Below are 20,578 nucleotides of genomic sequence, written 5' to 3'. Positions count from 1 at the left end.
TGGTAATGAAAGAATGCAATATAGTCGTTTGAAAGGGGACCGTAAAGTTCGGACACTGGCGGCCTTGTCGATAGACCTTCCATTTTCGGAGCCATCCCCATGTCCCGCCGTTCTTTCGGCCGGTCCGCGCGCTTCGCGCTCGCCGGCTTGTTCGCCTCCCTGTCCTTCGCCGGCGCTGCGGCCCAGGCCGCCGACTATCCCTCCCGTCCGATCAAGCTGGTGGTGCCGTTCGCCGCCGGCGGCTCGACCGACATCGTGGCCCGCCTGATCGCCGAGTACGCCGGCCGCGACCTGAAGCAGACCATCGTGGTCGAGAACAAGGCCGGCGCCGGCGGTTCGCTGGGCATGGAGCAGGTGGCGCGCGCCACGCCGGACGGCTACACCCTCGGCATGGCCACGATGAGCACGCACGGCTCGAATCCAGCCGTGTTCCGCAAGATGAACTACGACCCGGTCAAGGACTTCGTGCCGGTGGCCAACGTGGTGGCCGTGCCCAGCATTTTCGCGATCAACCCCAATATCCCGGCCAAGAACATGGCCGAGTTCGTGAAGCTGGCCAAGGCCGAGCCGGAGCGCTACAGCTTCGCCTCGCCGGGCGTGGGTTCGCTGGGCCACGTGAACATCGAGAACTTCATGATGCTGGCGGGCATCAAGCTGCTGCACGTGCCGTACCGCGGCGCGGGCCCGGCCCTGAACGACGTGATGGGCGGTCAGGTCGACGCGATCACCGACAACCTGTCTTCGACCCTGCCGCAGGTGCAGGGCGGCAAGCTGCGCGCGCTGGCCGTGCTGGGCATGGAGCGCTCGCCGCTGCTGCCGGACGTGCCCACCTATATCGAGCTGGGCTACCCCGACATGGGCACGGGCGGCTGGTTCGGCCTGGTGGCGCCGGCCGGCACGCCGCAAGCCGTGGTGGACCGCCTGAACCAGGCCGTGCGCACGGCCCAGCAGGATCCGGAGTTCCGCAAGAAGGCCGAGGAAGTCGGTGGTACGCTGATGCCCACCACGCCGCAGGAATTCCAGGCGCAGATCGAACAGGCCCTGGCCCGCTACGCCAAAGTGGCCAAGACCGCCAACATCCAGGCTGACTGACCATGACACACGCCGACTTCGACGCAGTTTCCGTGCACGAGCCCACGGCGCCGGCCCTGCCGCTGGTTTGCGATTCGCCGCATAGCGGCGAGCGCTATCCGGCGGATTTCGGGGCGGCGGCCAGCCTGGCCCAACTGCGCCAGGGCGAGGACACGCACGTCGACGCGTTGTGGTCGGCGGCGCCCGCCCTGGGCGCGACGCTGATCGCCGCGAACTTCCCGCGCGTCTATATCGACCCCAACCGCACGCTGCGCGACCTGGACCCGGAGCTGCTGGCCGAGCCCTGGCCCGAGCCGCTGGAGCCGGGCGAAAAGACCCGCCTGGGCAAGGGCCTGATCTGGCGCCGGATGGACAAGGCCACGCCGATCTACGACCGCCGGCTGACGCTGGCCGAAGTGCGCCACCGCATCCAGGCGTATTACCAGCCTTACCATGCGGCCCTGTCCGACGCCATCCAGCGCACCGTCCAGCGCTTCGGCGCGGTGTGGCACCTCAATCTGCATTCCATGCCCAACGACGCCTACGAGCGCCTGGGCCGCAAGAGCGAACACCCGCTGGCCGACTTCGTGCTGGGCGACCGCGACGGCACGACCTGCGAGCCGGAATTCATCGCCCTGATCGAAACGGCGCTGCGCGACAAGGGCTACACGGTGGCGCGCAACGACCCCTACAAGGGCGTGCAGCTGATCGCGCAGATCGGCCAGCCGGAACTGAACCGCCACAGCCTGCAGGTGGAGATCCGCCGCCCGCTGTACATGGACGAGGCCACGCGCGAACGCAATGCGGGCTTCGCCAGACTGCAGGCCGACCTGTCGGACGTGCTGGCCCAGGTGGCGGCCTACGTGCGCACGCGCCAGGCCGCGGCGGCTTAAGTTTGGCGGCGGCGGGCCGTAGCCTGAACAGGGGCCGCGCCGCGGCCATACGGAGCCGCCATGGCTGAGAAGATCATCAACGGTTACTCGGTGGTCGCGTATGCGACCCAGCCCGAGGGCCGCACGCCGCCGCGCGCCTTTCTGGAAACGCGGCGGCTGGACCGCGCGCAGGACGGCGACGAGGACGCCGAGCCGCAGAACCTGGCGTTCGAAATCTACGCCAGCCGGCGTTTCCGCAGCACGGTGGAAGCCATGTCGGCCGCGCGCAACGCGCTGGACCGGGTGGCGCACGTGGACGCCGACGGTGTGCCCGACCACCTGCCCGGATAATCTGCGGCGCCTCAGGTCAGCGTGCTGCGCATCAGGATGTCGGTCAGGGCGCGCGTGGGCCGGTTGGGCGCGGGCGCCGAAATCACGATGAATTCCACTTGGGGCAGCGCAGGCAACTGCGCCGCCGCCGCGGGCGCGGCCAGTCCGGCGGTGGCCAGGTGCGAGGGCTGCACGGTAATGCCCAGGCCCGCCCGCGCGGCCGCCTGGCAGCCGGCGTAGCTGGTGCTGGTGCACACGATCTGCCAACTGCGCCCGGCGCGCGCCAGCGCGTCCAGCGCCAGCCCGCGCGTGACGCTGGGCTCGCGCAGCAGGATCAGCGGCAGCGGCTGGTCGGCCGCGAAGCGCAGGCCCTCGCGCGCCTGCCACAGCAGCGCTTCCTTGTGCAGGGTCTGGCCGCGGCGGTCGCCGCGGCGGCGCTTGCCGATCATGACGTCCAGCCCGTTGTCGTCCAGCAGCTTGTAGAGCTCGCTGGTGACGCCTATGGTCAGGTCCAGTTCGACCTCGGGGTGGGCCAGGCGGAAGGCGGCCAGCACGTCGGGCAGCGGGCCCATGGCCAGGTCGTCCGAGGTGCCCAGGCGCACGCGGCCGCGCAGGCGCGGCGCGTCGAACAGGCGTTCGGCGCGCTCGTGCGCGTCGAGGATGATCTCGGCATGCACCAGCAGGCTGCGGCCGTCGCTGGTGAGCGCGAGCGAGTGCGTGTCGCGCAGGAACAGGCGGCGCTTGAGCGCCAGCTCCAGCTGGCGGATGTGCTCGCTCACGGTGGGCTGGGCCAGGCCCAGCCGGCGCGCCGCTTCGGAGAAGCTGGGGGCGGCGGCCGCGGCGACGAAGGTGTTGAGCCAAAGGGGGTTGAGCATGGCGGTCATAGGAATTACCGATAGCAGCTACAGTACCTAGCGGGCTTCACGATGACAAGAGGCGCGCCTATAGTGGGCTCCGATCATCACGGAATTCCCTGCCATGCGCCGCTTTCTTCCCGATTCGTTCACGCTCATCCTGATCGCCACCGTGGCCCTGGCCAGCGTATTCCCGGCCACGGGCCGGGGCGCGTCCTTCATGCTGGTGGCCAGCAACGTGGCGATCGCGCTGCTGTTCTTCCTGCATGGCGCGCGCCTGTCGACGCAGGCCATCGTGGCGGGCGTGAAGGACCTGCGGTTGCACGCGCTGATCCTGGCCTGCACCTTCCTGCTGTTTCCGGCGCTGGGGCTGGCCTTGCGCGCGCTGTTTTCCGGCCTGCTGACGCCGTCGCTCTGGCTGGGCGTGCTGTTCGTGTGCACGCTGTCCTCGACCGTGCAGTCTTCGATCGCGCTGACTTCGATGGCGCGCGGCAATATCCCGGGCGCGATCTGCGCGGCCACGGCGTCGAACCTGCTGGGCACCGTGCTGACGCCGCTGCTGGTGGCGCTGCTGCTGCACCGCCAGGGCGGGGGCCACGGCCTGGCCGACGCCGGCCGCATCCTGCTGCAGCTGCTGGTGCCGTTCGCGGCCGGCAGCCTGCTGCGGCCCTGGATAGGCGCGTGGGCGCAGCGCAACAACAGCAAGCTGGCCAAGGTGGACCGCAGTTCGATCCTGCTGGCGGTCTACACCGCGTTCAGCGAGGCCGTGGCGCAGGGCATCTGGCATACGTTTCCGGCCATCGACATGGCGGCGATGGTGCTGGTCAACGCCGTGCTGCTCGGTTCGGTGCTGCTGATCACGACCTGGGGCGCGCGCAGGCTGGGCCTGTCCAAGGAGAACGAGATCACCCTGGTGTTCTGCGGTTCCAAGAAATCGCTGGCCTCGGGCATTCCGCTGGCCACGGTGCTGTTCGGCACGGCGCAGATGGGCGTGGTGGTGCTGCCGCTGATGATCTTCCACCAGATGCAGCTGATGGTCTGCGCGGTGCTGGCGCGCCGTTATGCCGAACGGCCGCAAGCGCCTCAGGCGGAGGCGTCGTCCAGCGGCCGGATCTTGCCGGCGGGACGCCAGTAGACGGCGCCGTCGCGTTCCTCGACCGACAGCGCGGTCAGGCGGCCGTTTTTACAGGGGCCGCCCACGCACAGGCCGGTGTCGGGCTGGTAGGTCGCGCCGTGGCGCGCGCACATCAGCAGGTCGCCGGCGCGGGTGAAGAAGCTGCCTTCCCAGTCCAGCTCCACGCCCACGTGGGCGCAGCGGTTCAGGTAGCCATGCACGCGGTCCTGGTAGCGCACGAAGAACGCGGTGGTGCGTCCGGCGCCGTCGGAGACGGGGACTTTCACGCCCAGGCCGCCGTTGACGAGGTCGGCGGCGGCGCAGACGCGGATGGCGGGGGCGGCGGTGGAGTCCTGCATGGCGGGGCCTGGCGATCAAAGGGTGCGATAGTCAGGCAAGCGGCCGGGCTTGTCAATCGGCGCGGCCTTCCTGCTGGCGGGCCCACATGCCGGCGTAGACGCCGCCCTGCGCCAGCAGCGCCGGATGGCGGCCGCGCTCGACGATGCGGCCGTCGGCCAGCACGATGATCTCGTCGGCGTCGGCCACGGTGGACAGGCGGTGGGCGATGATCAGGGTGCTGCGGCCCTGGCTGACTTCGCGCAGGTTTGCCTGGATCTCGCGTTCCGTGTGGGTGTCGAGCGCGCTGGTGGCCTCGTCGAACAGGAAGATGGCGGGGTTCTTCAGCAGGGTGCGGGCGATGGCCACGCGCTGCTTTTCGCCGCCCGACAGCTTCAGGCCGCGTTCGCCGACCAGGGTGCCGTAGCCGTCGGGCATGGCCATGATCAGGTCGTGGATGTGCGCCAGGCGCGCGGCCGCCTCGATCTCGGCGTCGCTGGCGCCCGGGCGGCCGTAGCCGATGTTGTAGCGGATGGTGTCGTTGAACAGCACGGTGTCCTGCGGCACCACGCCGATGGCCGCGCGCAGGCTGGCCTGGGTCACCTCGCGCACGTCTTGGCCGTCGACCAGGATCGCGCCGCCGTCGGCGTCGTAGAAGCGGAACAGCAGGCGCGCGATGGTGGATTTGCCCGCGCCCGAGGTGCCGACGACGGCCACCGTCTTGCCGGCGGGAATGGTGAAGCTCACGCCCTTGAGGATGGGCCTGCGCGTGTCGTAGCCGAAGCGCACGTCCCGCAGTTCGACTTCGCCGCCGGTCACGCGCAGCGGCCGGGCGCCGGGACGGTCGGCGATTTCGCGGTCCTGCCCCAGCAGCTCGAACATGCGTTCCATGTCCACGATCGCCTGCTTGATCTCGCGGTAGATGAAGCCGAAGAAGCTGAGCGGCGAATACAGCTGCAGCAGGTAGGTGTTGACCAGCACGAAATCGCCCAGCGTGTAGCGGCCGTCGGCGATGCCGCTGGCGGCCATCCACATCACCAGTGTCAGGCCGGCCGAGATGATGGCGGCCTGGCCGATGTTGAGGATGGACAGGCTGACCTGGCTGCGCACGGCGGCGCGTTCGTAGCGCGTGAGCGAGGCGTCGTAGCGGCGGGCTTCGTGCTCCTCGTTGCCGAAGTACTTGACCGTTTCGTAGTTCAGCAGGCTTTCGATGGCCTTGGTGTTGGCCTCCGAATCGGTTTCGTTCATCTGGCGGCGGAACTTGGTGCGCCACTCGGTCACGGCCAGCGTGTAGCCGATATACAGCAGGACGGTGGCGCCGGTGGCCAGCGCCAGCCAGGCGTCGAACATCTTCCACAGCACGATACAGACCAGCCCGATTTCGAAGAAGGTCGGCAGGATGTTGAAGAGCAGGAACGACAGCAGCGTCTGGATGCCTTTGGTGCCGCGCTCGATGGCGCGGTTCAGACCGCCGGTCTGGCGCGCCAGGTGAAAGCGCAGCGCCAATGCGTGCAGATGCCGGAAGATCCGCAGCCCCACCGCGTGGATGGCGTGCTGGCCGACGCGCGCGAATATGGCGTCGCGCAGTTCGGAGAACAGCAGCGACAGCACGCGCGCCGAGCCGTAGGCCAGGATCAGGCCCACCGGCACCGCCACCGTGCCCGGCGCGCCCTGGCCCAGCTGGTCGACCGCCTGCTTGTACAGCAGCGGCACGTAGACGGTGGCCGCCTTGGCGGCGAACAGGCACAGCAGGGCCGCCACCACGCGGGCCTTCAGGCCCGGCTGGCCGGGCGGCCACAGGTAGGGAAACAGCGTGCGCAATGTCTGCAGATTGCCGCGGCGCGCGGGCCGCGTGTCGGGAGCGGGCATGGAGGGAGCAGGGTGGTGAGCGGGGCCGGCCGCGCTTGCGGCGCGCCGGGACACCGGCATTATCGGGCACCCGCGGCCATCCCGCCCGGCAGGGGCTTGCCGGCCCTGGGGGTATCATCGAGAGTCGATTGCTAGTTACGGAGGGTTTTATGGCGAACGTACCCGTAGTGGAATTGAACGGCGGCGGCAGGATTCCGCAGCTGGGCCTGGGCGTCTGGCAGGTGCCGGACGGGCAGGCCGCCGACAGCGTCAAGACGGCGCTGGCGGCGGGCTACCGCCTGGTGGACACCGCGGCGATCTACGGTAATGAGACCGGCGTGGGCGCGGGCCTGCGCGCCGCGGGCGTGGCCCGCAAGGATCTGTTCATCACCACCAAACTCTGGAACGACCGGCATGGATACGACGACGCCCGCAAGGCCATGGACGAAAGCCTGCAGAAGCTGGGCCTGGCCTATGTGGACCTGTACCTGATCCATTGGCCGGTGGCCGGCAGCGACAAATACCTGGAAGCCTGGCGCGCCATGATCGAGATGCAGCGCGACGGACTGGCGCGCGCGATCGGCGTTTCCAATTTCACCCAGGCCAACCTGCAGCGGCTGATGGATGACTCCGGCGTCGCGCCCGCGGTGAACCAGATCGAACTGCATCCCGGCTTCGCCCAGCGCGCGCTGCGCGAGTTCCATGCCCGGCACGGCATCGCGACGCAGTCGTGGAGTCCGCTGTCCCAGGGCGGCGTGGCCAAGGAAAAGGCCATCGTGGACCTGGCGCGCAAATACGGCAAATCCCCCGCGCAGGTGACGCTGCGCTGGCATTTGCAGCACGGCCTGCTGGTGATCCCGAAGTCGGTCACGCCGGCGCGCATCCGGGAGAACATCGACGTGTTCGATTTCGAGCTGTCGGCGGCCGACATGGCCGCCATCGACGCGATCCCCGACGGCGAGCGCCTGGGGCCGGACCCGGAAACGTTCGCGTGGATGGGCGGGTCGTAGGCCGTTACGTCGCCGGAAACGCCCAATAGCGCACGATCACCGCCAGCAGGATGGACAGGGCGACCCAGGAAGCCCAGTGCCAGCCGCCGGTGCCCAGCAGCGCGGCGAGCAGGCCGAATACGCTGAGCAGGCCCAGGACGATGGGCGCGCCCCAGACGAACATGAAACCGCGGGTCGTCTTGGTCATGCGGGATTCCGTTGAGGTTGGGCGGCCGCCTGGTGCTTGCGCACGAGTTCGGCGATGCGGGCTTCGGTGGCGCGGCGGCGCGCCAGCCAGAGGTAGAGGCCGCTGGCCAGCACGATGATGGTGATGACGTCCAGCAGCGCCCAGATGATCTTCAGCGGCAGGCCGGCGTAGTCGCCGAAGTGCAGCGGGCGCGACAGCTCCAGCGCGGTCAGGTACCAGGGCATGCGGGCCACGGTGGTGAGCTCGCCGCTGCGGCCGTCGACCAGCACCGGCGTGTTCAGGCGCGAGGTCAGCGGCGTGTCGCCGCGCATCCAGACGATGTAGTGGTGCGGGCTGCCGAAGGCGTTGCCGGGGAAGGCGATGAAACCGGCGATGGTGCCCGGCACGGCCTTGAGCGCGGTGTCGGCGGCGCCCTGGACCGAGGCCAGCTCGGTGGGCACGCCCGCGCCCTTGTAGGGCTCCAGGATGCGCGGCAATTCGGTGGACTGCCATAGCCGGAAGAGCGGCGTGGACAGTTCGTTGATCACGCCCGTCACGCCCACCACGAAGGCCCAGACCAGCGTCACGATGCCGAGCAGGTTGTGCAGGTCCAGCCACTTCAGGCGGGTCGAGCGGGCGGCGCGGACCGTGCCGAACTCCAGCTTTTTCATGAAGGGGCCGTAGAGCACCACGCCGGAGACGATGGCCACGCAGAAAAGCAGGCCCATGAAACCCAGGAACAGTTCGCCGGCCAGCCCCGCGAACAGGTCCACGTGCAGGGCCAGCATGATGTTCATGAAGGTGAAGCGATCGTCCACGTACGGCGGCCCGTCCAGCAGGACGTCGCCGGTGCGCCCGTCCATGCGCACGGCATGGCCCGACACCAGGGCGTCGCCGGGCTTCTTGGCCATGCCGACGTAGACCTGGGGTTCGTCGGGGTCGACGTAGACGTAGTCCACGACTTCGCCCGGGTACATGGCGCGGGCGGCGCCGACCAGCTTGTCCAGGCTGGCCGGCGGGGTGGAGGCCGGCACGTCCGACAGCGGCTTGGCGTCGTCCAGCCAGTGCTCGATCTCGTGATGGAACACCAGCGGCAGGCCGGTCAGGCAGATGATGAGCAGGAAGATCGTGCAGACCAGGCTGGTCCACTTATGGACCAGATACCAGGTTTTGATGGTGGACGCGGCTGTCATGGTGCGAGGCGCGGGCAGCGCAGTGAAAGCGGTGCGGGAGCGGTTTCCGGAGGGCGTATTAAGCCCTGGGTAAGAAACATGCAAAGTTATCACGAATAAGACTGATTCGCGTCATCTATTTTTTCAGGGCCGGATAAGAACTGTGCGCGGGGGCCGCGCCAAAGCGGGTTAAAAAGGAAAGGTCGTGTATCGATAAAGTGGTGGTTTGCAGGCCATGGAGCAGCGTTTTCTCAAAGTTCCGCGCAATACGCAGGGCCGCGATTTCGCGGTGGGCGATCTGCACGGGCATTTTTCGCGCCTGGAGGACAGCCTGGGCGAGCTGGGTTTCGAGCCGTCCCGGGACCGGCTGTTCTCGGTGGGCGACCTGGTGGATCGCGGCCCGGAAAACGAGGCGGTGCTGGACTGGCTGGCGCGGCCCTGGTTCTATGCGGTGCAGGGCAATCACGAGGACTACGCCATCCGCCACGTGCGCACGGGCCGGGTGGATGTGAAGAACTGGCGGGAATACGGCGGCGGCTGGTTCCTGGATCTGCCGCGCGAGCGGCAGGAGGCTTTTGCCGAGGCGTTCGAGCGGCTGCCGATCGCCATCGAGGTCGAGACCGAGGCCGGCACGGTGGGCCTGCTGCACGCCGATTGCCCGGTGCTGTTCTGGCCGCGGCTGGAGTCGGCGCTGCAGGACCGCTACCGGCGCACCGCCGAGACCTGCCAATGGTCGCGCGAGCGGCTGCGCCTGATGAACCGTAGCGGCATCCAGGGCGTGCGCGCGGTGGTGGCGGGCCACACCCCGGTCGCCGCGCCGCTGGCGCTGGGCAATGTCTACCACATCGACACCGAGGGCTGGCGCTCGGGCTACTTCACTTTCCTGGAGCTGGAGTCGCTGCAGGCCTGGCCGCGCGACGTGGTGACGGAGCTCTGATCCCGCGCGGCGCGGCGATTACAGCGGCCGCGCAGGCAGCGCGCCGGGGCCGCTGACGGCGCCGGCCTGGGCCTGGGCCGGGGCCTCGGCATCGACGCGCGGCACCGGGATGGGCGGGAAGGAGGCCGCGCCGGCCGGCGGCGCGCTGCGGGCCTGGGGCACCGGGATGGGCAGGGCCTGCGGCATCTGGATCGGCGCGTCGGCGCCGCCGCCCGGCGCCGGAGGAGGCGGCAGCGGCTTGACCGAGGTGTCCACGCCATCGGTGGAGCGGCGGTTGTTCAGGAAATCCGTCAGCTCGTCGCCGGACGACAGGTCCAGCGAGGCCACGGCCTGGCCCGGCGGGAATTCCGAGAAATAGTATTCGCCGTTGTCCACCAGCAGCCCGTCGGGCCGCGGCGCGGGCTTGCTTTCCGGCATGCCCTTGAGCGCCGGCTGCATGTAGTCCAGCCAGGTGGTCAGCGCCAGGCCGCTGCCGAATTCGTTGGTGCCCAGCGAGCGCGGCTGGTCGAAGCCCATCCAGACGGTGGTGGCCAGCTTGGGCGTGAAGCCGGAGAACCAGACGTCCACCGCCTCGTTGGTGGTGCCGGTCTTGCCGCCCACGTCGTTGCGCTTGAGCACCTGGTGCGCGCGGGCGCCGGTGCCGCTGACGGTCACGTCGCGCAGGATATCGTCCATCACCCAGGCGGTGCGCGGGTCGATGGCGCGCGCCTGCTCGTCGCCGGCGACCACGGGCTGGGCCTGCATCAGCACGTTGCCGGAACGGTCGGTGACGCGGTCGATCAGGTAGGGCGTGACGCGGTAGCCGCCGTTGGCGAACACGCTGTAGGCGTTGACCACCTGCAGCGGCGTGGCGCCGCCGGCGCCCAGCGCCAGCGGCAGCACGGCGGGCCAGCGCGCCTTGTCGAAGCCGAAGCGGGTCAGGTAGTCCTGCGCGTACTGCGGCGTGATGGCCTGCAGGATGCGGATCGACACCATGTTCTTGGAGCGCACCAGGCCCTGGCGCAGCGTCATCATGGGTTCGTACTTGTTGCCGTCGTTCTTGGGCTGCCAGGCCTTGGAGCCGGTCTGCTCGGCGGTCAGCATGAAGGGCTGGTCCGAGACCTGCGTGGCCGGAGTCAAGCCGCGCTCCAGCGCGGCCGCGTAGACGAAGGGCTTGATGTTGGAGCCGGGCTGGCGCCAGGCCTGCGTGACCCGGTTGAAGCCGCCGCGGTTGTAGTCGAAGCCGCCGATCATGGCGCGGATGGCGCCGTCCTCGGGCTGCATGGACACCAGCGCGGCCTGCAGCGCCGGCATGTTGATGATTTCCCAGTTGTCGCCGTTCTTGTGCAGGTACACGACCGAGCCGCGGCGCAGGCGCTGCTTGTCGCCGGCCTTGGGGTTGAGCGCGCGCGCCACGACCGCCAGCGCCTTCTTGTCGGAGATCGTGATGATCTCGCGGGCGCTGCGGGCCACGGTGACTTCCGTGGGGCTGGCGGCCAGCACCACGGCGGCCAGCAGGTCTTCGCTGTCGGGCGTTTTTTCCTGCACGCCGTCGAGGATTTCGTCGAGCGCGACCGGGTCCTGCTCGACGTTGGCGGGCAGGTCGATCTGGTCCTCGGGGCCGGGATAGGGGGCGCGGCGCGTATAGGCCAGCACGCCGTCGCGCACCGCGAGATAGGCGGCCTCCTGGTCCCTGGAATCGATGGTGGTGTAGACGTCGATGCCCTTGGAATAGGTCTGTTCCTGGAACACCCCGTACATCAGCTGGCGGGCCAGTTCGGCGGGATAGTCGCCGTGGATGGCGAAGCCGCGCGCGCTGGCGCCGTCAGCGCCGCGGACGGTCAGCTGCTGGTTGATGGCCTCGTCGGCCTGTTCCGGCGTCAGGTAGCCCAGGGTCTTCATGCGGCCCAGCACGTAGTGCTGGCGGATCTGGGCGCGCGCGAAATTGGTGATGGGGTTGTAGCGCGAGGGCGCCTTGGGGATGCCGGCCAGCATGGCGGCCTCGGCCGGGGTCACCTCGGACAGGGGCTTGCCGAAATAGGTGCGCGAGGCGGCGGCGAAGCCGTAGGCGCGGTGGCCCAGGTAGATCTGGTTCATGTAGAGCTCCAGGATCTGGTCCTTGGTGAGCTCGGATTCGATCTTGAAGGTCAGCAGCAGCTCATAGAACTTGCGCGAGTACGTCTTTTCCGACGACAGGTAGAAATTGCGCGCCACCTGCATGGTGATGGTGCTGCCGCCCTGGGTCTTGGACTGCTTGACGATATTGGTCAGCACCGCGCGCGCCACGCCCATCCAGTCCACGCCGCCGTGGCTGTAGAAACGGTCGTCCTCGGCGGCCAGCACCGCCTGGCGCATGACCGGCGGGATTTCGTCGATGCGCAGCACGTTGCGGTGTTCTTCGCCGTATTCGCCGATCAGCACCTTGTCGGCGGTATAGATGCGCAGCGGCACGCGCGGACGGTAGTCCGTCATGGCGTGCAGGTCGGGCAGGCTGGGCCAGGCCAGGGCCAGCGCCAGGCCGAGCGCGACGGCGCCGCACACGGCCACGCCGGCGGCGGCGATGCCCGCCTTGACGAGGTGTCGTTTCCAGGGGAAACCCGGTTTGCCGCCCGGGGTGGCGGGAGATTGCTGGGGGGTGCTCATTGCAGGCGATTCTAGGACATAACCGTATAGACCGCCCAGCGGGCAATAAGGTTTCGGTAACGAAAAATGTAACTCGGGCGGTGCCCGCCGGCCGGCTTTCAGCCCTGGGCGGCCGGGCGCAGGTAGCGCTGCGGCGGCGCGCCCAGCGCGCGGTGGAACATGGCGGAAAACGCGCTGGCGCTACGGTAGCCCAGATCGGAGGCGATGCGCGCGACCGGCTCGCCCTGGGCCAGGCGGCATACCGCGTCGGCCAGCCGCACCTGCTGCACCCACTGGCGGTAGTTCAGGCCCAGTTCGGCCTGGAACAGCCGGATCAGGGTGCGGGCGCTGGCGCCGACCTCGCTGCCCCAGTCCTCGATGCCGCGCTGCAGGCCGGGCCGGTCCAGGATGGCGGCGCAGATGGTCTGCAGGCGGCGGTCGCGCGGCCACGGGATCTGCAGGGGCGCTACGCGGGCGGCGGCCAGTTCGGACAGGGCCAGCGCGGCGATCTGCTCGGCCCGCCCGCCCAGCGGATAGTCGATGGGTTCGGCGGTGAGCGCCAGGATCAGCTCGCGCAGCAGCGCACTGACCTCGACCACCTGGCATTGCGGCCAGTAGCCGCGCGCGGCCTCGGCCTGCAGGTAGAGCGAGCGCATGGAGACCGCGCTCACCATGTCCACGCCGTGCGGCACCCCGGCGGGCACCCACAGCGCGCGCATCGGCGGCAGGGCCCACAGGCCGGTGGGCGTGGTCACACGCATGGTGCCGCCGACCGCGTACACCAGCTGGGCGCGCGGATGGGAGTGAGTGCCCGTGCGCGCGCCGGCCGGGAATTCCTTGGCCATGGCCGTGACCACGCGCGGGCGGTCCTGGTAGTCCTGGGCGTTGACGCTGCGGCCGGGATCGGGAAGGGTGCGGGTCAGCATGGCTGTCACTTCCGGCATGAGAATGAGTCAGGCGACAAAAGGATGATTCACGCATTTTGTCACTTTCAAGACGAAAAATGGCAGATCGGGACGGGACGCGCTTCCTACACTGGCTACAGGTCCCGGCATCGCGCCGGGAAAGCCGTCCCCTTTATTTCCCGAGATCCATGAACCCCGCCCAGAATCCCGCGGCCGCGATGGCCGACGCCCAACCCGCCGCGCCCGCCGCTTCAGACCCGTCCACCGCCTTCAAGGTGCTGGGCGCGATCAGCGTGGCGCACCTGATGAACGACATGATCCAGTCGATCCTGTTGGCCATCTACCCCATGCTGAAGGAGTCCTTCACGCTGTCGTTCGCGCAGATCGGGCTGATCACGCTGGTGTACCAGCTGGCGGCCTCGCTGCTGCAGCCGTTCATCGGCTTCTACACCGACCGCAATCCCAAGCCGTATTCGCTGCCGGTGGGCATGGGCTTCACCCTGGCGGGGCTGCTGATGCTGGCGATGGCGCCGTCGTTCGGCTGGCTGCTGGCGGCCGCGGTGCTGGTGGGCACGGGCTCGTCGGTGTTCCATCCGGAGTCGTCGCGCGTGGCGCGGATGGCCTCGGGCGGGCGCCACGGGCTGGCGCAGTCGCTGTTCCAGGTGGGCGGCAACGTGGGCTCGGCGCTCGGGCCGCTCGCCGCGGCGCTGTTCATCATTCCGCACGGGCAGCGCAGCGTGGCCTGGTTTTCGCTGGCGGCGCTGTTCGGCATCGTGGTGCTGACCGGCATCGGGCGCTGGTACAGCGCCAACCGCGAGCGCCTGAAGCCGCGGGCGCGCGGCGCGGCGGCCGGCAATGCGCTGTCGCGCCGGCAGGTGCTGGGCGCGCTGGCGGTGCTGGGCGTGCTGGTGTTCTCCAAGTATTTCTACCTGGCCAGCCTGAACAGCTATTTCACGTTCTACCTGATCGACAAGTTCGGCCTGTCGGTGCGCGAGGCGCAGCTGTACCTGTTCCTGTTCCTGGCCGCGGTGGCGGTGGGCACGGTGGTGGGCGGGCCGGTGGGCGACCGCATCGGCCGCAAGATCGTGATCTGGGTGTCCATCCTGGGCGTGGCGCCGTTCACGCTGCTGCTGCCGTACGCCAACCTGTTCTGGACCGGGGCGCTGGTGGTGGTGATCGGCGTGGTGCTGGCCTCGGCGTTCTCGGCCATCGTGGTCTATGCGCAGGAACTGGTGCCGGGCAAGGTCGGCATGATCGCCGGCCTGTTCTTCGGCTTTGCGTTCGGCATGGGCGGCCTGGGCGCGGCGGCGCTGGGCAAGCTGGCCGACGCGACCAGCATCGCCCATGTGTACCAGGTGTGCGCCTATCTGCCCCTGCTGGGGGTGGTGGCAGTCCTGCTGCCGGACGTGGAGAAGAAGAAGGCGTAGTAGCCCGCGGTCAACCCGTGTGCACCGCGGTAAGCAGCGGGCTGCGCGTCTCGATGCCGGTGATGCGTCCGTCCGGCCCGTGGTGGATGACGGCCGTGCGCGATGCGCGCAGCTCCGCCAGCTGCGCCGGCGTGAGCCCGAAGCTCATGGCCAGCCGGCGGTCGCCAAGCGGCTTGATCGGCTTGCGCCGGTCCTTGCCCGCGAAGCGCCGGTGGTTGTAGACCGCCCAGGCCACCAGCAGGGCGGCGTTGGCCAGCGCCAGCAGCGCATAGCCCGACAGGGTGCGCAGCGTGGGCACGAAAGCCGGCAGCGGCGACAGCCCCGGGCCCTGCGCGTCGCGCAGGATGGCCAGGATGCCGGCGCCGAACAGGTACACGAAGGCGAACCAGCCCAGGGCGGTCAGGACGAGGTCGAACAGATAGCCCGCGCGCGAGCGTTGCGTGGTGATGATCATGATGCGTCCGGTGATTTGATGCCCCGGTCCGGGCTGACCCAGCGCGCGCGCCGGGCCTGCTTGCGGAGCATGACCTTGGGAAAGCTGACCAGGGTGGTGAACAGGCTCACCATCCAGAAGGCCAGCGGATACCAGATGACCCAGTACAGCGCGCGCGGCAGGCCGGGCTCGTAGCGGCGGTCGATCAGGATGCTGACGACGAACTGCAGCAGGCACACCATGGCCAGCATCATGCCGGTGAAGGCCGGCGGCATCAGGCTGGCGATGTACATGTTGTTGGGCAGCGCCACGACCTGGCTGACGGCCCACAGCAGCACCGAGATGCCGAAGGCGAAGGCCCAGGCGGTGGACAGGCAGAATTCCGCCATCAGCGGCCACAGCCGGCGGTGGCGCCAGATCCAGATCGAGCGCAGGTTCTTCAGGAAGACCTCGGCGCCGCCCTGGGCCCAGCGCAGCCGCTGCTTCCACAGCCCGCGCAGGGTCTCGGGCATCAGGATCCAGCACAGGCCGCGCGGCTCGTAGAAGATGGACCAGTGGTCGCGCTGCAGCTTCCAGCTGATGTCGATGTCCTCGGTGATCATGTCCAGGCTCCAGTAGCCCACGCGGTCCAGCGCCGCGCGCCGGAACGCGGCGACCACGCCGGACACGGTGAACACCTGGCCGTAGACGCGCTGGGTGCGCTTGATCAGGCCGATGATGGAGGAGAACTCCCCGACCTGGATGCGGCCGATCATGGTCGAGCGGGTGCGGATGCGCGGGTTGCCTGTGACCGCGCCGACGCGCGGGTTCTGGATCAGCGGCGCCACCAGGTAGGCGGCGGCGTCCGGGTCCAGCGTGGCATCGCCGTCGATGCACACCAGGTACTCGCTGCGCGCGGCCAGCGCGCCCATGCGCAGCGCCATGGCCTTGCCCTGGTTCTGCGCCAGGTGCACCACGCGCAGCCGGTCGTGGCGCGCGGCCAGGCGGTCCAGCATGTCGGCGGTGCCGTCGCTGGAGCCGTCGTTGATGGCGATGACCTCGATGTGCGGATAGTTCTGCGCCAGCGCGGCCAGCAGGGTCTCTTCGCCGTGCTCGGCCTCGTTGAAACAGGGCACCAGGATGGACACCAGCGGATTGCCGGGCAGCGCCGGCGGCTGGCGGTCCTTGCCCCATTTCCAGTGCCGCTCCCAGTGCCACCAGAAATAGAGGCCGCCGCTCATCCACAGGCCGGACATGAAGAGCGGGTAGAAGAACACGAAGCCCAGCAGCGCCTCGCCGGTCAGCATCAGCGTGAAGCCGAACGGCACGCCGAGCATGGCGCAGAGTATGAGCAGAGCGATCAGGCGGTCTATCATCGGACGGGATACCAGGCTTCGGAGATGGCGGGCCGGATGTCTTGCAGCCGGGGCTGGTCTTGCGAGTAGTCGTCGGGGTAGTAGCCGAAGTTGCGGGCGCCGCGCAGCTGCAGCCGCTGCATCCAGCCGGCCAGCACGGCCGTGTCGATGGGCGTGGACTCGGGGCGGTCCGGGCCGGTGCGCCAGTCGCGCGCCTGCAGTTCGAACACGGTCCTGTCCAGCGCGCCGGGGCGGCGCGCCACCGCGTCGACCATGCTGTCCAGCCAGGCGTGCTCGCCGGCTTCGGGCACGTTCTCCATGCGCGGCATCGCCATCGGGGCGGTCCAGTCGTAGGCCTGCAGGAAGTCGTCCAGGTTCTGCGCGAACCAGGTTTCGCTGGCGGGGTTCAGGATGGGCTGGGCGTAGATGTTGCGGGCCGTCTTGATGTGCGGGCCGCGCACCGCGCGCACGCGCCGGGTCAGCTCGTCCGTGAAATCGACCAGCGCGCGGCTTTTCAGGCGGGTCCAGCGCTGCAGCGTGTCGGGATCGGCGCGCAGCTCGGCGATGGAGCCGGGCAGGCCGGCGCGGCGGTAGGCCGCCAGCGCGCCGGGGCTGGCGTCCTCGAAATCGCTGAGCACCGCGTCGTCATGGAACAGCACGCCGTCGAACAGGGTGTAGCGCGACAGGTCCTCGTACAGGTCGCCGATGCGCTGGCGCGCCACCGGATCGAAGGGCGAGAGGCGGCGGTACTGGTCGGGATCCGGCGCCGGGGCGGCCTCGGGATGCGCGGGGTCCCAGCGCGTCACGCGCGCGATGGACGGGTCCAGGTCGACCGCCAGCACCGGCATCCATGCGTAGACCGCCACGTGGGCGCGGTTCTGCAACTGCCAAGAGACGCGGTTGAACAGGTCGGCGCGCATGGGCAGCCAGCGGTTGGGAAAGTACACGGAGCGCACCAGGCCGTCGGCCTCGGGATCGGCAAAGGCCTGCAGGAACACCGTGTTGATCTGCATGTCGGCGATGCGCTGCACCAGTTCGCCCAGGTTGCGGTCGACCTGCGCCGGGTCGGGGTCGTAGATGTAGTCCAGGTCCACGTGCGCGACGCGCATGGTGGGCAGGGCTTCCATGCCGCCGATGCTGTCGGCGAACGGGCGCAGGTGCGGATCGTTGGCCAGCAGCAGGCGCGGCGCGGACATCAGGCGCGAGACCCTGCTGGGGCCGTCTTCCAGCGTCAGCGCCATGCGGTAGCCGTGCTCGCCGGCGATCTTCAGGGTGGAGCCGCCTTCGGCGCCGTAGGGCCAGACCCAGACGCGCGGCGCCTTGCCGGTGGCGCGGCGGATCTTCTCGCTGATGGCGGCGACGTCGCGCTGCATGCGGGCCTGGAACTGCGCCTCGGTTTCGTACTGGCCGGCGCCGGCGTCGTAGACGCGGATGGCGGCCGCCGGCTCGGTGTTGCCCTGCGGGTTGGCCAGGGCGCCGTAGTGCGAGGCGTTGGTGTGGGCGGCGATCTCCACCAGGCCGGAACGCGAGATCTCGCGCACCCCGTCCCAGTCCAGGAAGCGCTCGCGCGGCTGCGGGCTGCCGCCGAAATCCACCTTGCGGTCGGCCGGCGTGTCCATCCAGACGCCGACCGGCGCCAGCACGGCCGGCCAGCGGTAGGCTTCGAGGATGGGCAGCACGCGGGTCTGGAAGCTGCGGTAGCCGTCGTCGAAACTGAGCAGCACCGCGCGCTCGGGCAGGGGCTTGCCGCCTTCGCGCGCGGCCAGGATCTGGTCCACGGACACGGCCTGGTAGCCGTTCTCGCGCAGCCAGGCCAGCTGGTCGACCAGCCGGTCGGTGCGCACGCTGAGAAAGCCCTGGTCGGGGTCTTCGTCTTCCACGTCGTGATAGGCCAGGGCCAGGAACTGGCCGGACGGCCAGGGCCGGTCGGCCGGCGCGAGGCTGCGTTCGGCCGGCGGCGTGTAGACGGGAATGTCCTTGGCGCAGGCGGTCAGGAACAGGATCAGCAGCAGCAACAGGCCGGCCAGGAGGATGCGGGTATGGGTTCTAAGCATGGCGGCGGTCTCAGAAGCGGTAGGCGAGGTCGAACACGATGCGCAGTTCGCGCTCGCGGTCGCCGTCGTACGGGCGGCTGATGCCGGTGATCATGGCGCCCATGTCCAGCACGTCGTTGGCGCGGTAGCGCTGGCCGTAGCCCAGGGCGAACACGCCGCCGGTGCCGTAGCCCTGCTGCGTGTAGGCGCCGGCGCCGACGGTGCCGATCTGTTCCCACGCGGTTTCGTAGCGCCGGTACAGCGTGTGCGTCAGCCGCAGGCCGGGCACCAGCGTCAGGTCCGAGCGCGGGTTGAAATAGGGCACGTCGCTGCCGCCGCTGTTGTGCTGGGTGGAGATGTCGAATTCCAGGTCGGCCTTCAGGTGCGGGGCGGTGTAGACGCGTTCGCGTCCGATCAGGCCGAGCGACCAGCGGTTGTTGCCGTCGCTGAAGTGCGAGGGCGACAGCGCCAGGGTCCATTCGCGGCGCTCGTCGGCGCGCCAGCGCACGAAAGCGGACAGGCTGTTCGACGAGATGCCGCTGGCCAGCGCGCGCAGCGGCGTCTCGCGCGAGATCAGCTCGGCCGAGCCGCCGACCTGCCAGCGGTCGTCCAGGTCGTAGGCGGCGCTCAGGCGCAGGCCGGGCTTGACGCCGTCGCCGTAGTCGTGGGTGGAGACTTCGCCCTCGACGGTGAGGTCGCGGCCGCGCCATTCGACGCCGGCGCGCACCCACCGGTAGGTGCCGCGGCCTTCCTCGAAGTCGCCGGCCGCGTAGCCGCCGCCGCCGAACGCGCGCCAGTTGTAGTCCAGCGGCTTGGAGTACACCACCGCGTCGATGCCGAAGTCGCCGCTGCCCGAGACCGGGCTGTCCGAAGCCAGGCCGCGGTAGCCGGCGATGCGCAGCTCGGCCATGTTGTGCACCTGCCACTGGCGCGCCAGCCGGCGCGACACCAGGTCCTCGGGCGCGCGCGCCAGCGTGTCCTGGCTGAGCGCCTCGGCCTGGCGCCATTCCTGCAGGTCGAGCGCGGTGAATCCCTGGCCGTTCTCCACGCTCAGGCTGCGCGGCGACAGCGTCTCGGCCATTTTCAACGTGCGTTCCGAGGCGCGCGGCTGCGAGCGGGCGCGGTAGACGCCGGCAAGCTGGGCCTGCAGGCCGGAGTTGTTGGGCGCCTCGCGCACCATGTGTTCCAGGCTGCGCTGGGCGGCCGGGGTGTCGTCGGCCTGCAGGCTGGCGGCGGCCTCGGTCTGCATGCGCTCCAGGCGCAGGTCGTTGGGCAGGCGGCTGGGCTGGCCCTTGAGGTAGACCCAGTCCGGATAGTCCTGGCGGTTGGCGGCCAGGCTTTGCGAGGCCTGGTCGAATTGCTCGGCCTCGGCCAGGGAGTAGTACAGGCCGGTCTCGGTGTTCAGGCGGTCCTCGGGATCGTCGTTGCGGGCCGCGTCGTCGGCGGCGACCTGGCGGTAGATGTCGCGCGCCTTTTCCGGCTGGCGCAGGTACAGGTAGGCCGAGGCCACGTCGTTCAGCGCGTAGCGCGGCACCTGCGCGCCTTCGGCGCGCAGCGCCTCGTATTCGCGCACCAGGTCGGCCATGCGCGCGCGCGCATGCAGCGCGTGCAGGCGGTCGATGCGGGCGCGCAGCACGTCGTCGCGCGCGGCCTCGCCCAGCGCCTGCCAGGCCGGGATCAGTTCGTCGTAGCGGGCCAGGGCACGGTCGGCGACGACGTAGCGTTCGGCTTCGTTGCGCGCCGGCATGGAGGCCAGGCGCACCTGCTGGGCCACGGCGTCGGCCTCGAAGCGCCGCATCTGGGCGGCGTCGAACAGGCCGGGATGCTCGGACGCGCGCGCCAGCGCCGCGCCCGACATGCGGGCGCGGGACAGCGCCTGTATGTATTCGCGCTGCACGTAGGGCGTGTCGGGAGCGAGGGCCAGGGCGCGGTCGGCCTGGTAGAGCGCCTCGAAAGGGCGCCCCTGGCGGACGTGGACGTAGCCCAGCGCTCGCCGGCCTGGAGCGCGGCCTGCGTCTGGCCGGCGTCGGCCAGCGTCATGATTTCGCCGGCCTGGAAAGCCGTGTGCCGCGGATGGCGGCGCAGCCCCGCGCGGTAGGCGGCCAGCGCCTCGGGCCAGCGCTGCAGGTCGCGGT

18 protein-coding genes are annotated in these 20,578 nt (G+C 69.6%); 7 read left to right on the top strand and 11 right to left on the bottom strand.

The features are described from left to right. Positions 1 to 99 precede the first annotated feature (99 nt). The 3 genes from AC1IQ6_RS17350 to AC1IQ6_RS17340 are packed head-to-tail and all read left to right on the top strand — an operon-like array spanning position 100 to position 2,294. Positions 100 to 1,092: a Bug family tripartite tricarboxylate transporter substrate binding protein gene (locus AC1IQ6_RS17350; RefSeq protein ID WP_111825478.1), complete on the top strand. Its 993-nt coding sequence runs from the start codon at positions 100 to 102 to the stop codon at positions 1,090 to 1,092. A 2-nt stretch (positions 1,093 to 1,094) separates the two neighbouring features. Beyond that, positions 1,095 to 1,964, top strand: coding sequence for an N-formylglutamate amidohydrolase (locus tag AC1IQ6_RS17345; RefSeq protein ID WP_111825477.1), 870 nt, complete (start codon positions 1,095 to 1,097; stop codon positions 1,962 to 1,964). A gap of 60 nt (positions 1,965 to 2,024) precedes the next feature. Continuing rightward, positions 2,025 to 2,294 carry a hypothetical protein gene (locus tag AC1IQ6_RS17340; protein WP_485865025.1) on the top strand — a complete coding sequence of 90 codons (270 nt, stop codon included), beginning with the start codon at positions 2,025 to 2,027 and terminating at the stop codon, positions 2,292 to 2,294. An 11-nt stretch (positions 2,295 to 2,305) separates the two neighbouring features. Here the strand turns inward: AC1IQ6_RS17340 and AC1IQ6_RS17335 are convergent, their stop codons facing one another. Then, positions 2,306 to 3,148, bottom strand: a complete 843-nt coding sequence (locus AC1IQ6_RS17335) for a LysR family transcriptional regulator (RefSeq protein ID WP_102771868.1) — start codon at positions 3,146 to 3,148, stop codon at positions 2,306 to 2,308. Between the two features lie 103 nt (positions 3,149 to 3,251). On the opposite strand from AC1IQ6_RS17335, the gene AC1IQ6_RS17330 reads away from it, so the two are divergent. Further along, on the top strand, positions 3,252 to 4,262 hold the full coding sequence (locus AC1IQ6_RS17330) for a bile acid:sodium symporter family protein (RefSeq protein WP_485865024.1): 1,011 nt from the start codon (positions 3,252 to 3,254) through the stop codon (positions 4,260 to 4,262). Here the strand turns inward: AC1IQ6_RS17330 and AC1IQ6_RS17325 are convergent. Beyond that, positions 4,211 to 4,600, bottom strand: coding sequence for a Rieske (2Fe-2S) protein (locus AC1IQ6_RS17325; RefSeq protein WP_102771606.1), 390 nt, complete (start codon positions 4,598 to 4,600; stop codon positions 4,211 to 4,213). The genes AC1IQ6_RS17330 and AC1IQ6_RS17325 overlap by 52 nt on opposite strands. Before the next feature lie 52 nt (positions 4,601 to 4,652). Continuing rightward, complete coding sequence (locus AC1IQ6_RS17320) at positions 4,653 to 6,446, bottom strand: ABCB family ABC transporter ATP-binding protein/permease (RefSeq protein ID WP_485865023.1); 1,794 nt, start codon at positions 6,444 to 6,446, stop codon at positions 4,653 to 4,655. A 149-nt stretch (positions 6,447 to 6,595) separates the two neighbouring features. Between AC1IQ6_RS17320 and AC1IQ6_RS17315 the strand changes: the two genes are divergently transcribed. Beyond that, entirely contained in the window at positions 6,596 to 7,435 is an 840-nt protein-coding gene (locus tag AC1IQ6_RS17315; protein WP_485865022.1) for an aldo/keto reductase, read from the top strand. A 4-nt stretch (positions 7,436 to 7,439) separates the two neighbouring features. On the opposite strand, the gene AC1IQ6_RS17310 is transcribed toward AC1IQ6_RS17315, so the two are convergent. Beyond that, positions 7,440 to 7,622, bottom strand: a complete 183-nt coding sequence (locus AC1IQ6_RS17310; RefSeq protein WP_102771604.1) for a hypothetical protein — start codon at positions 7,620 to 7,622, stop codon at positions 7,440 to 7,442. Beyond that, positions 7,619 to 8,794 carry a PepSY-associated TM helix domain-containing protein gene (locus AC1IQ6_RS17305; RefSeq protein ID WP_111825472.1) on the bottom strand — a complete coding sequence of 392 codons (1,176 nt, stop codon included), beginning with the start codon at positions 8,792 to 8,794 and terminating at the stop codon, positions 7,619 to 7,621. Before AC1IQ6_RS17305 ends, AC1IQ6_RS17310 begins: the two co-directional genes overlap by 4 nt. Positions 8,795 to 9,008: 214 nt before the next feature. On the opposite strand from AC1IQ6_RS17305, the gene AC1IQ6_RS17300 reads away from it, so the two are divergent. Next, positions 9,009 to 9,710 carry a metallophosphoesterase gene (locus AC1IQ6_RS17300; protein ID WP_111825578.1) on the top strand — a complete coding sequence of 234 codons (702 nt, stop codon included), beginning with the start codon at positions 9,009 to 9,011 and terminating at the stop codon, positions 9,708 to 9,710. Between the two features lie 18 nt (positions 9,711 to 9,728). Here AC1IQ6_RS17300 and AC1IQ6_RS17295 read toward each other — a convergent pair whose 3' ends face one another. Beyond that, positions 9,729 to 12,332 (bottom strand): penicillin-binding protein 1A, encoded by a 2,604-nt coding sequence (locus AC1IQ6_RS17295; protein WP_485865021.1) that lies wholly within the window; start codon positions 12,330 to 12,332, stop codon positions 9,729 to 9,731. A gap of 98 nt (positions 12,333 to 12,430) precedes the next feature. Beyond that, the gene (locus tag AC1IQ6_RS17290; protein ID WP_209164825.1) at positions 12,431 to 13,237 is read right to left on the bottom strand and encodes an AraC family transcriptional regulator; all 807 of its coding nucleotides are present in this window, start codon (positions 13,235 to 13,237) and stop codon (positions 12,431 to 12,433) included. Between the two features lie 167 nt (positions 13,238 to 13,404). Between AC1IQ6_RS17290 and AC1IQ6_RS17285 the strand changes: the two genes are divergently transcribed. Beyond that, complete coding sequence (locus tag AC1IQ6_RS17285) at positions 13,405 to 14,643, top strand: MFS transporter (RefSeq protein ID WP_102771601.1); 1,239 nt, start codon at positions 13,405 to 13,407, stop codon at positions 14,641 to 14,643. Between the two features lie 10 nt (positions 14,644 to 14,653). Here AC1IQ6_RS17285 and pgaD read toward each other — a convergent pair whose 3' ends face one another. From pgaD to pgaA, 4 genes are read right to left on the bottom strand one after another with little or no spacing between them, the layout of a single operon-like run. After that, positions 14,654 to 15,097, bottom strand: a complete 444-nt coding sequence (pgaD, locus tag AC1IQ6_RS17280; protein ID WP_102771600.1) for a poly-beta-1,6-N-acetyl-D-glucosamine biosynthesis protein PgaD — start codon at positions 15,095 to 15,097, stop codon at positions 14,654 to 14,656. Further along, positions 15,094 to 16,431 carry a poly-beta-1,6-N-acetyl-D-glucosamine synthase gene (gene pgaC / locus AC1IQ6_RS17275; protein WP_102771599.1) on the bottom strand — a complete coding sequence of 446 codons (1,338 nt, stop codon included), beginning with the start codon at positions 16,429 to 16,431 and terminating at the stop codon, positions 15,094 to 15,096. The genes pgaD and pgaC overlap by 4 nt, the downstream gene beginning before the upstream one ends. Then, positions 16,428 to 18,464: a poly-beta-1,6-N-acetyl-D-glucosamine N-deacetylase PgaB gene (pgaB, locus tag AC1IQ6_RS17270; protein WP_485865020.1), complete on the bottom strand. Its 2,037-nt coding sequence runs from the start codon at positions 18,462 to 18,464 to the stop codon at positions 16,428 to 16,430. The genes pgaC and pgaB overlap by 4 nt, the downstream gene beginning before the upstream one ends. A 10-nt stretch (positions 18,465 to 18,474) precedes the next feature. Then, positions 18,475 to 20,430, bottom strand: a complete 1,956-nt coding sequence (pgaA, locus tag AC1IQ6_RS17265; protein WP_485866579.1) for a poly-beta-1,6 N-acetyl-D-glucosamine export porin PgaA — start codon at positions 20,428 to 20,430, stop codon at positions 18,475 to 18,477. Positions 20,431 to 20,578: the final 148 nt, after the last annotated feature.

The organism is Achromobacter sp. MUI-25009338, from assembly GCF_057359325.1.
This window is presented reverse-complemented; position numbering and strand designations above follow the sequence as displayed.

Coding starts and splice junctions, on each gene's coding strand:
- AC1IQ6_RS17285 (WP_102771601.1), top strand. CDS start 13,405: ATGAACCCCGCCCAGAATCCCGCGGCCGCGATGGCCGACGCCCAACCC.
- AC1IQ6_RS17340 (WP_485865025.1), top strand. CDS start 2,025: ATGGCTGAGAAGATCATCAACGGTTACTCGGTGGTCGCGTATGCGACC.
- AC1IQ6_RS17350 (WP_111825478.1), top strand. CDS start 100: ATGTCCCGCCGTTCTTTCGGCCGGTCCGCGCGCTTCGCGCTCGCCGGC.
- AC1IQ6_RS17295 (WP_485865021.1), bottom strand. CDS start 12,332: ATGAGCACCCCCCAGCAATCTCCCGCCACCCCGGGCGGCAAACCGGGT.
- AC1IQ6_RS17320 (WP_485865023.1), bottom strand. CDS start 6,446: ATGCCCGCTCCCGACACGCGGCCCGCGCGCCGCGGCAATCTGCAGACA.
- AC1IQ6_RS17310 (WP_102771604.1), bottom strand. CDS start 7,622: ATGACCAAGACGACCCGCGGTTTCATGTTCGTCTGGGGCGCGCCCATC.
- pgaC (WP_102771599.1), bottom strand. CDS start 16,431: ATGATAGACCGCCTGATCGCTCTGCTCATACTCTGCGCCATGCTCGGC.
- AC1IQ6_RS17305 (WP_111825472.1), bottom strand. CDS start 8,794: ATGACAGCCGCGTCCACCATCAAAACCTGGTATCTGGTCCATAAGTGG.
- AC1IQ6_RS17325 (WP_102771606.1), bottom strand. CDS start 4,600: ATGCAGGACTCCACCGCCGCCCCCGCCATCCGCGTCTGCGCCGCCGCC.
- pgaD (WP_102771600.1), bottom strand. CDS start 15,097: ATGATCATCACCACGCAACGCTCGCGCGCGGGCTATCTGTTCGACCTC.
- AC1IQ6_RS17335 (WP_102771868.1), bottom strand. CDS start 3,148: ATGCTCAACCCCCTTTGGCTCAACACCTTCGTCGCCGCGGCCGCCGCC.
- AC1IQ6_RS17315 (WP_485865022.1), top strand. CDS start 6,596: ATGGCGAACGTACCCGTAGTGGAATTGAACGGCGGCGGCAGGATTCCG.
- pgaB (WP_485865020.1), bottom strand. CDS start 18,464: ATGCTTAGAACCCATACCCGCATCCTCCTGGCCGGCCTGTTGCTGCTG.
- AC1IQ6_RS17330 (WP_485865024.1), top strand. CDS start 3,252: ATGCGCCGCTTTCTTCCCGATTCGTTCACGCTCATCCTGATCGCCACC.
- AC1IQ6_RS17300 (WP_111825578.1), top strand. CDS start 9,009: ATGGAGCAGCGTTTTCTCAAAGTTCCGCGCAATACGCAGGGCCGCGAT.
- AC1IQ6_RS17290 (WP_209164825.1), bottom strand. CDS start 13,237: ATGCTGACCCGCACCCTTCCCGATCCCGGCCGCAGCGTCAACGCCCAG.
- AC1IQ6_RS17345 (WP_111825477.1), top strand. CDS start 1,095: ATGACACACGCCGACTTCGACGCAGTTTCCGTGCACGAGCCCACGGCG.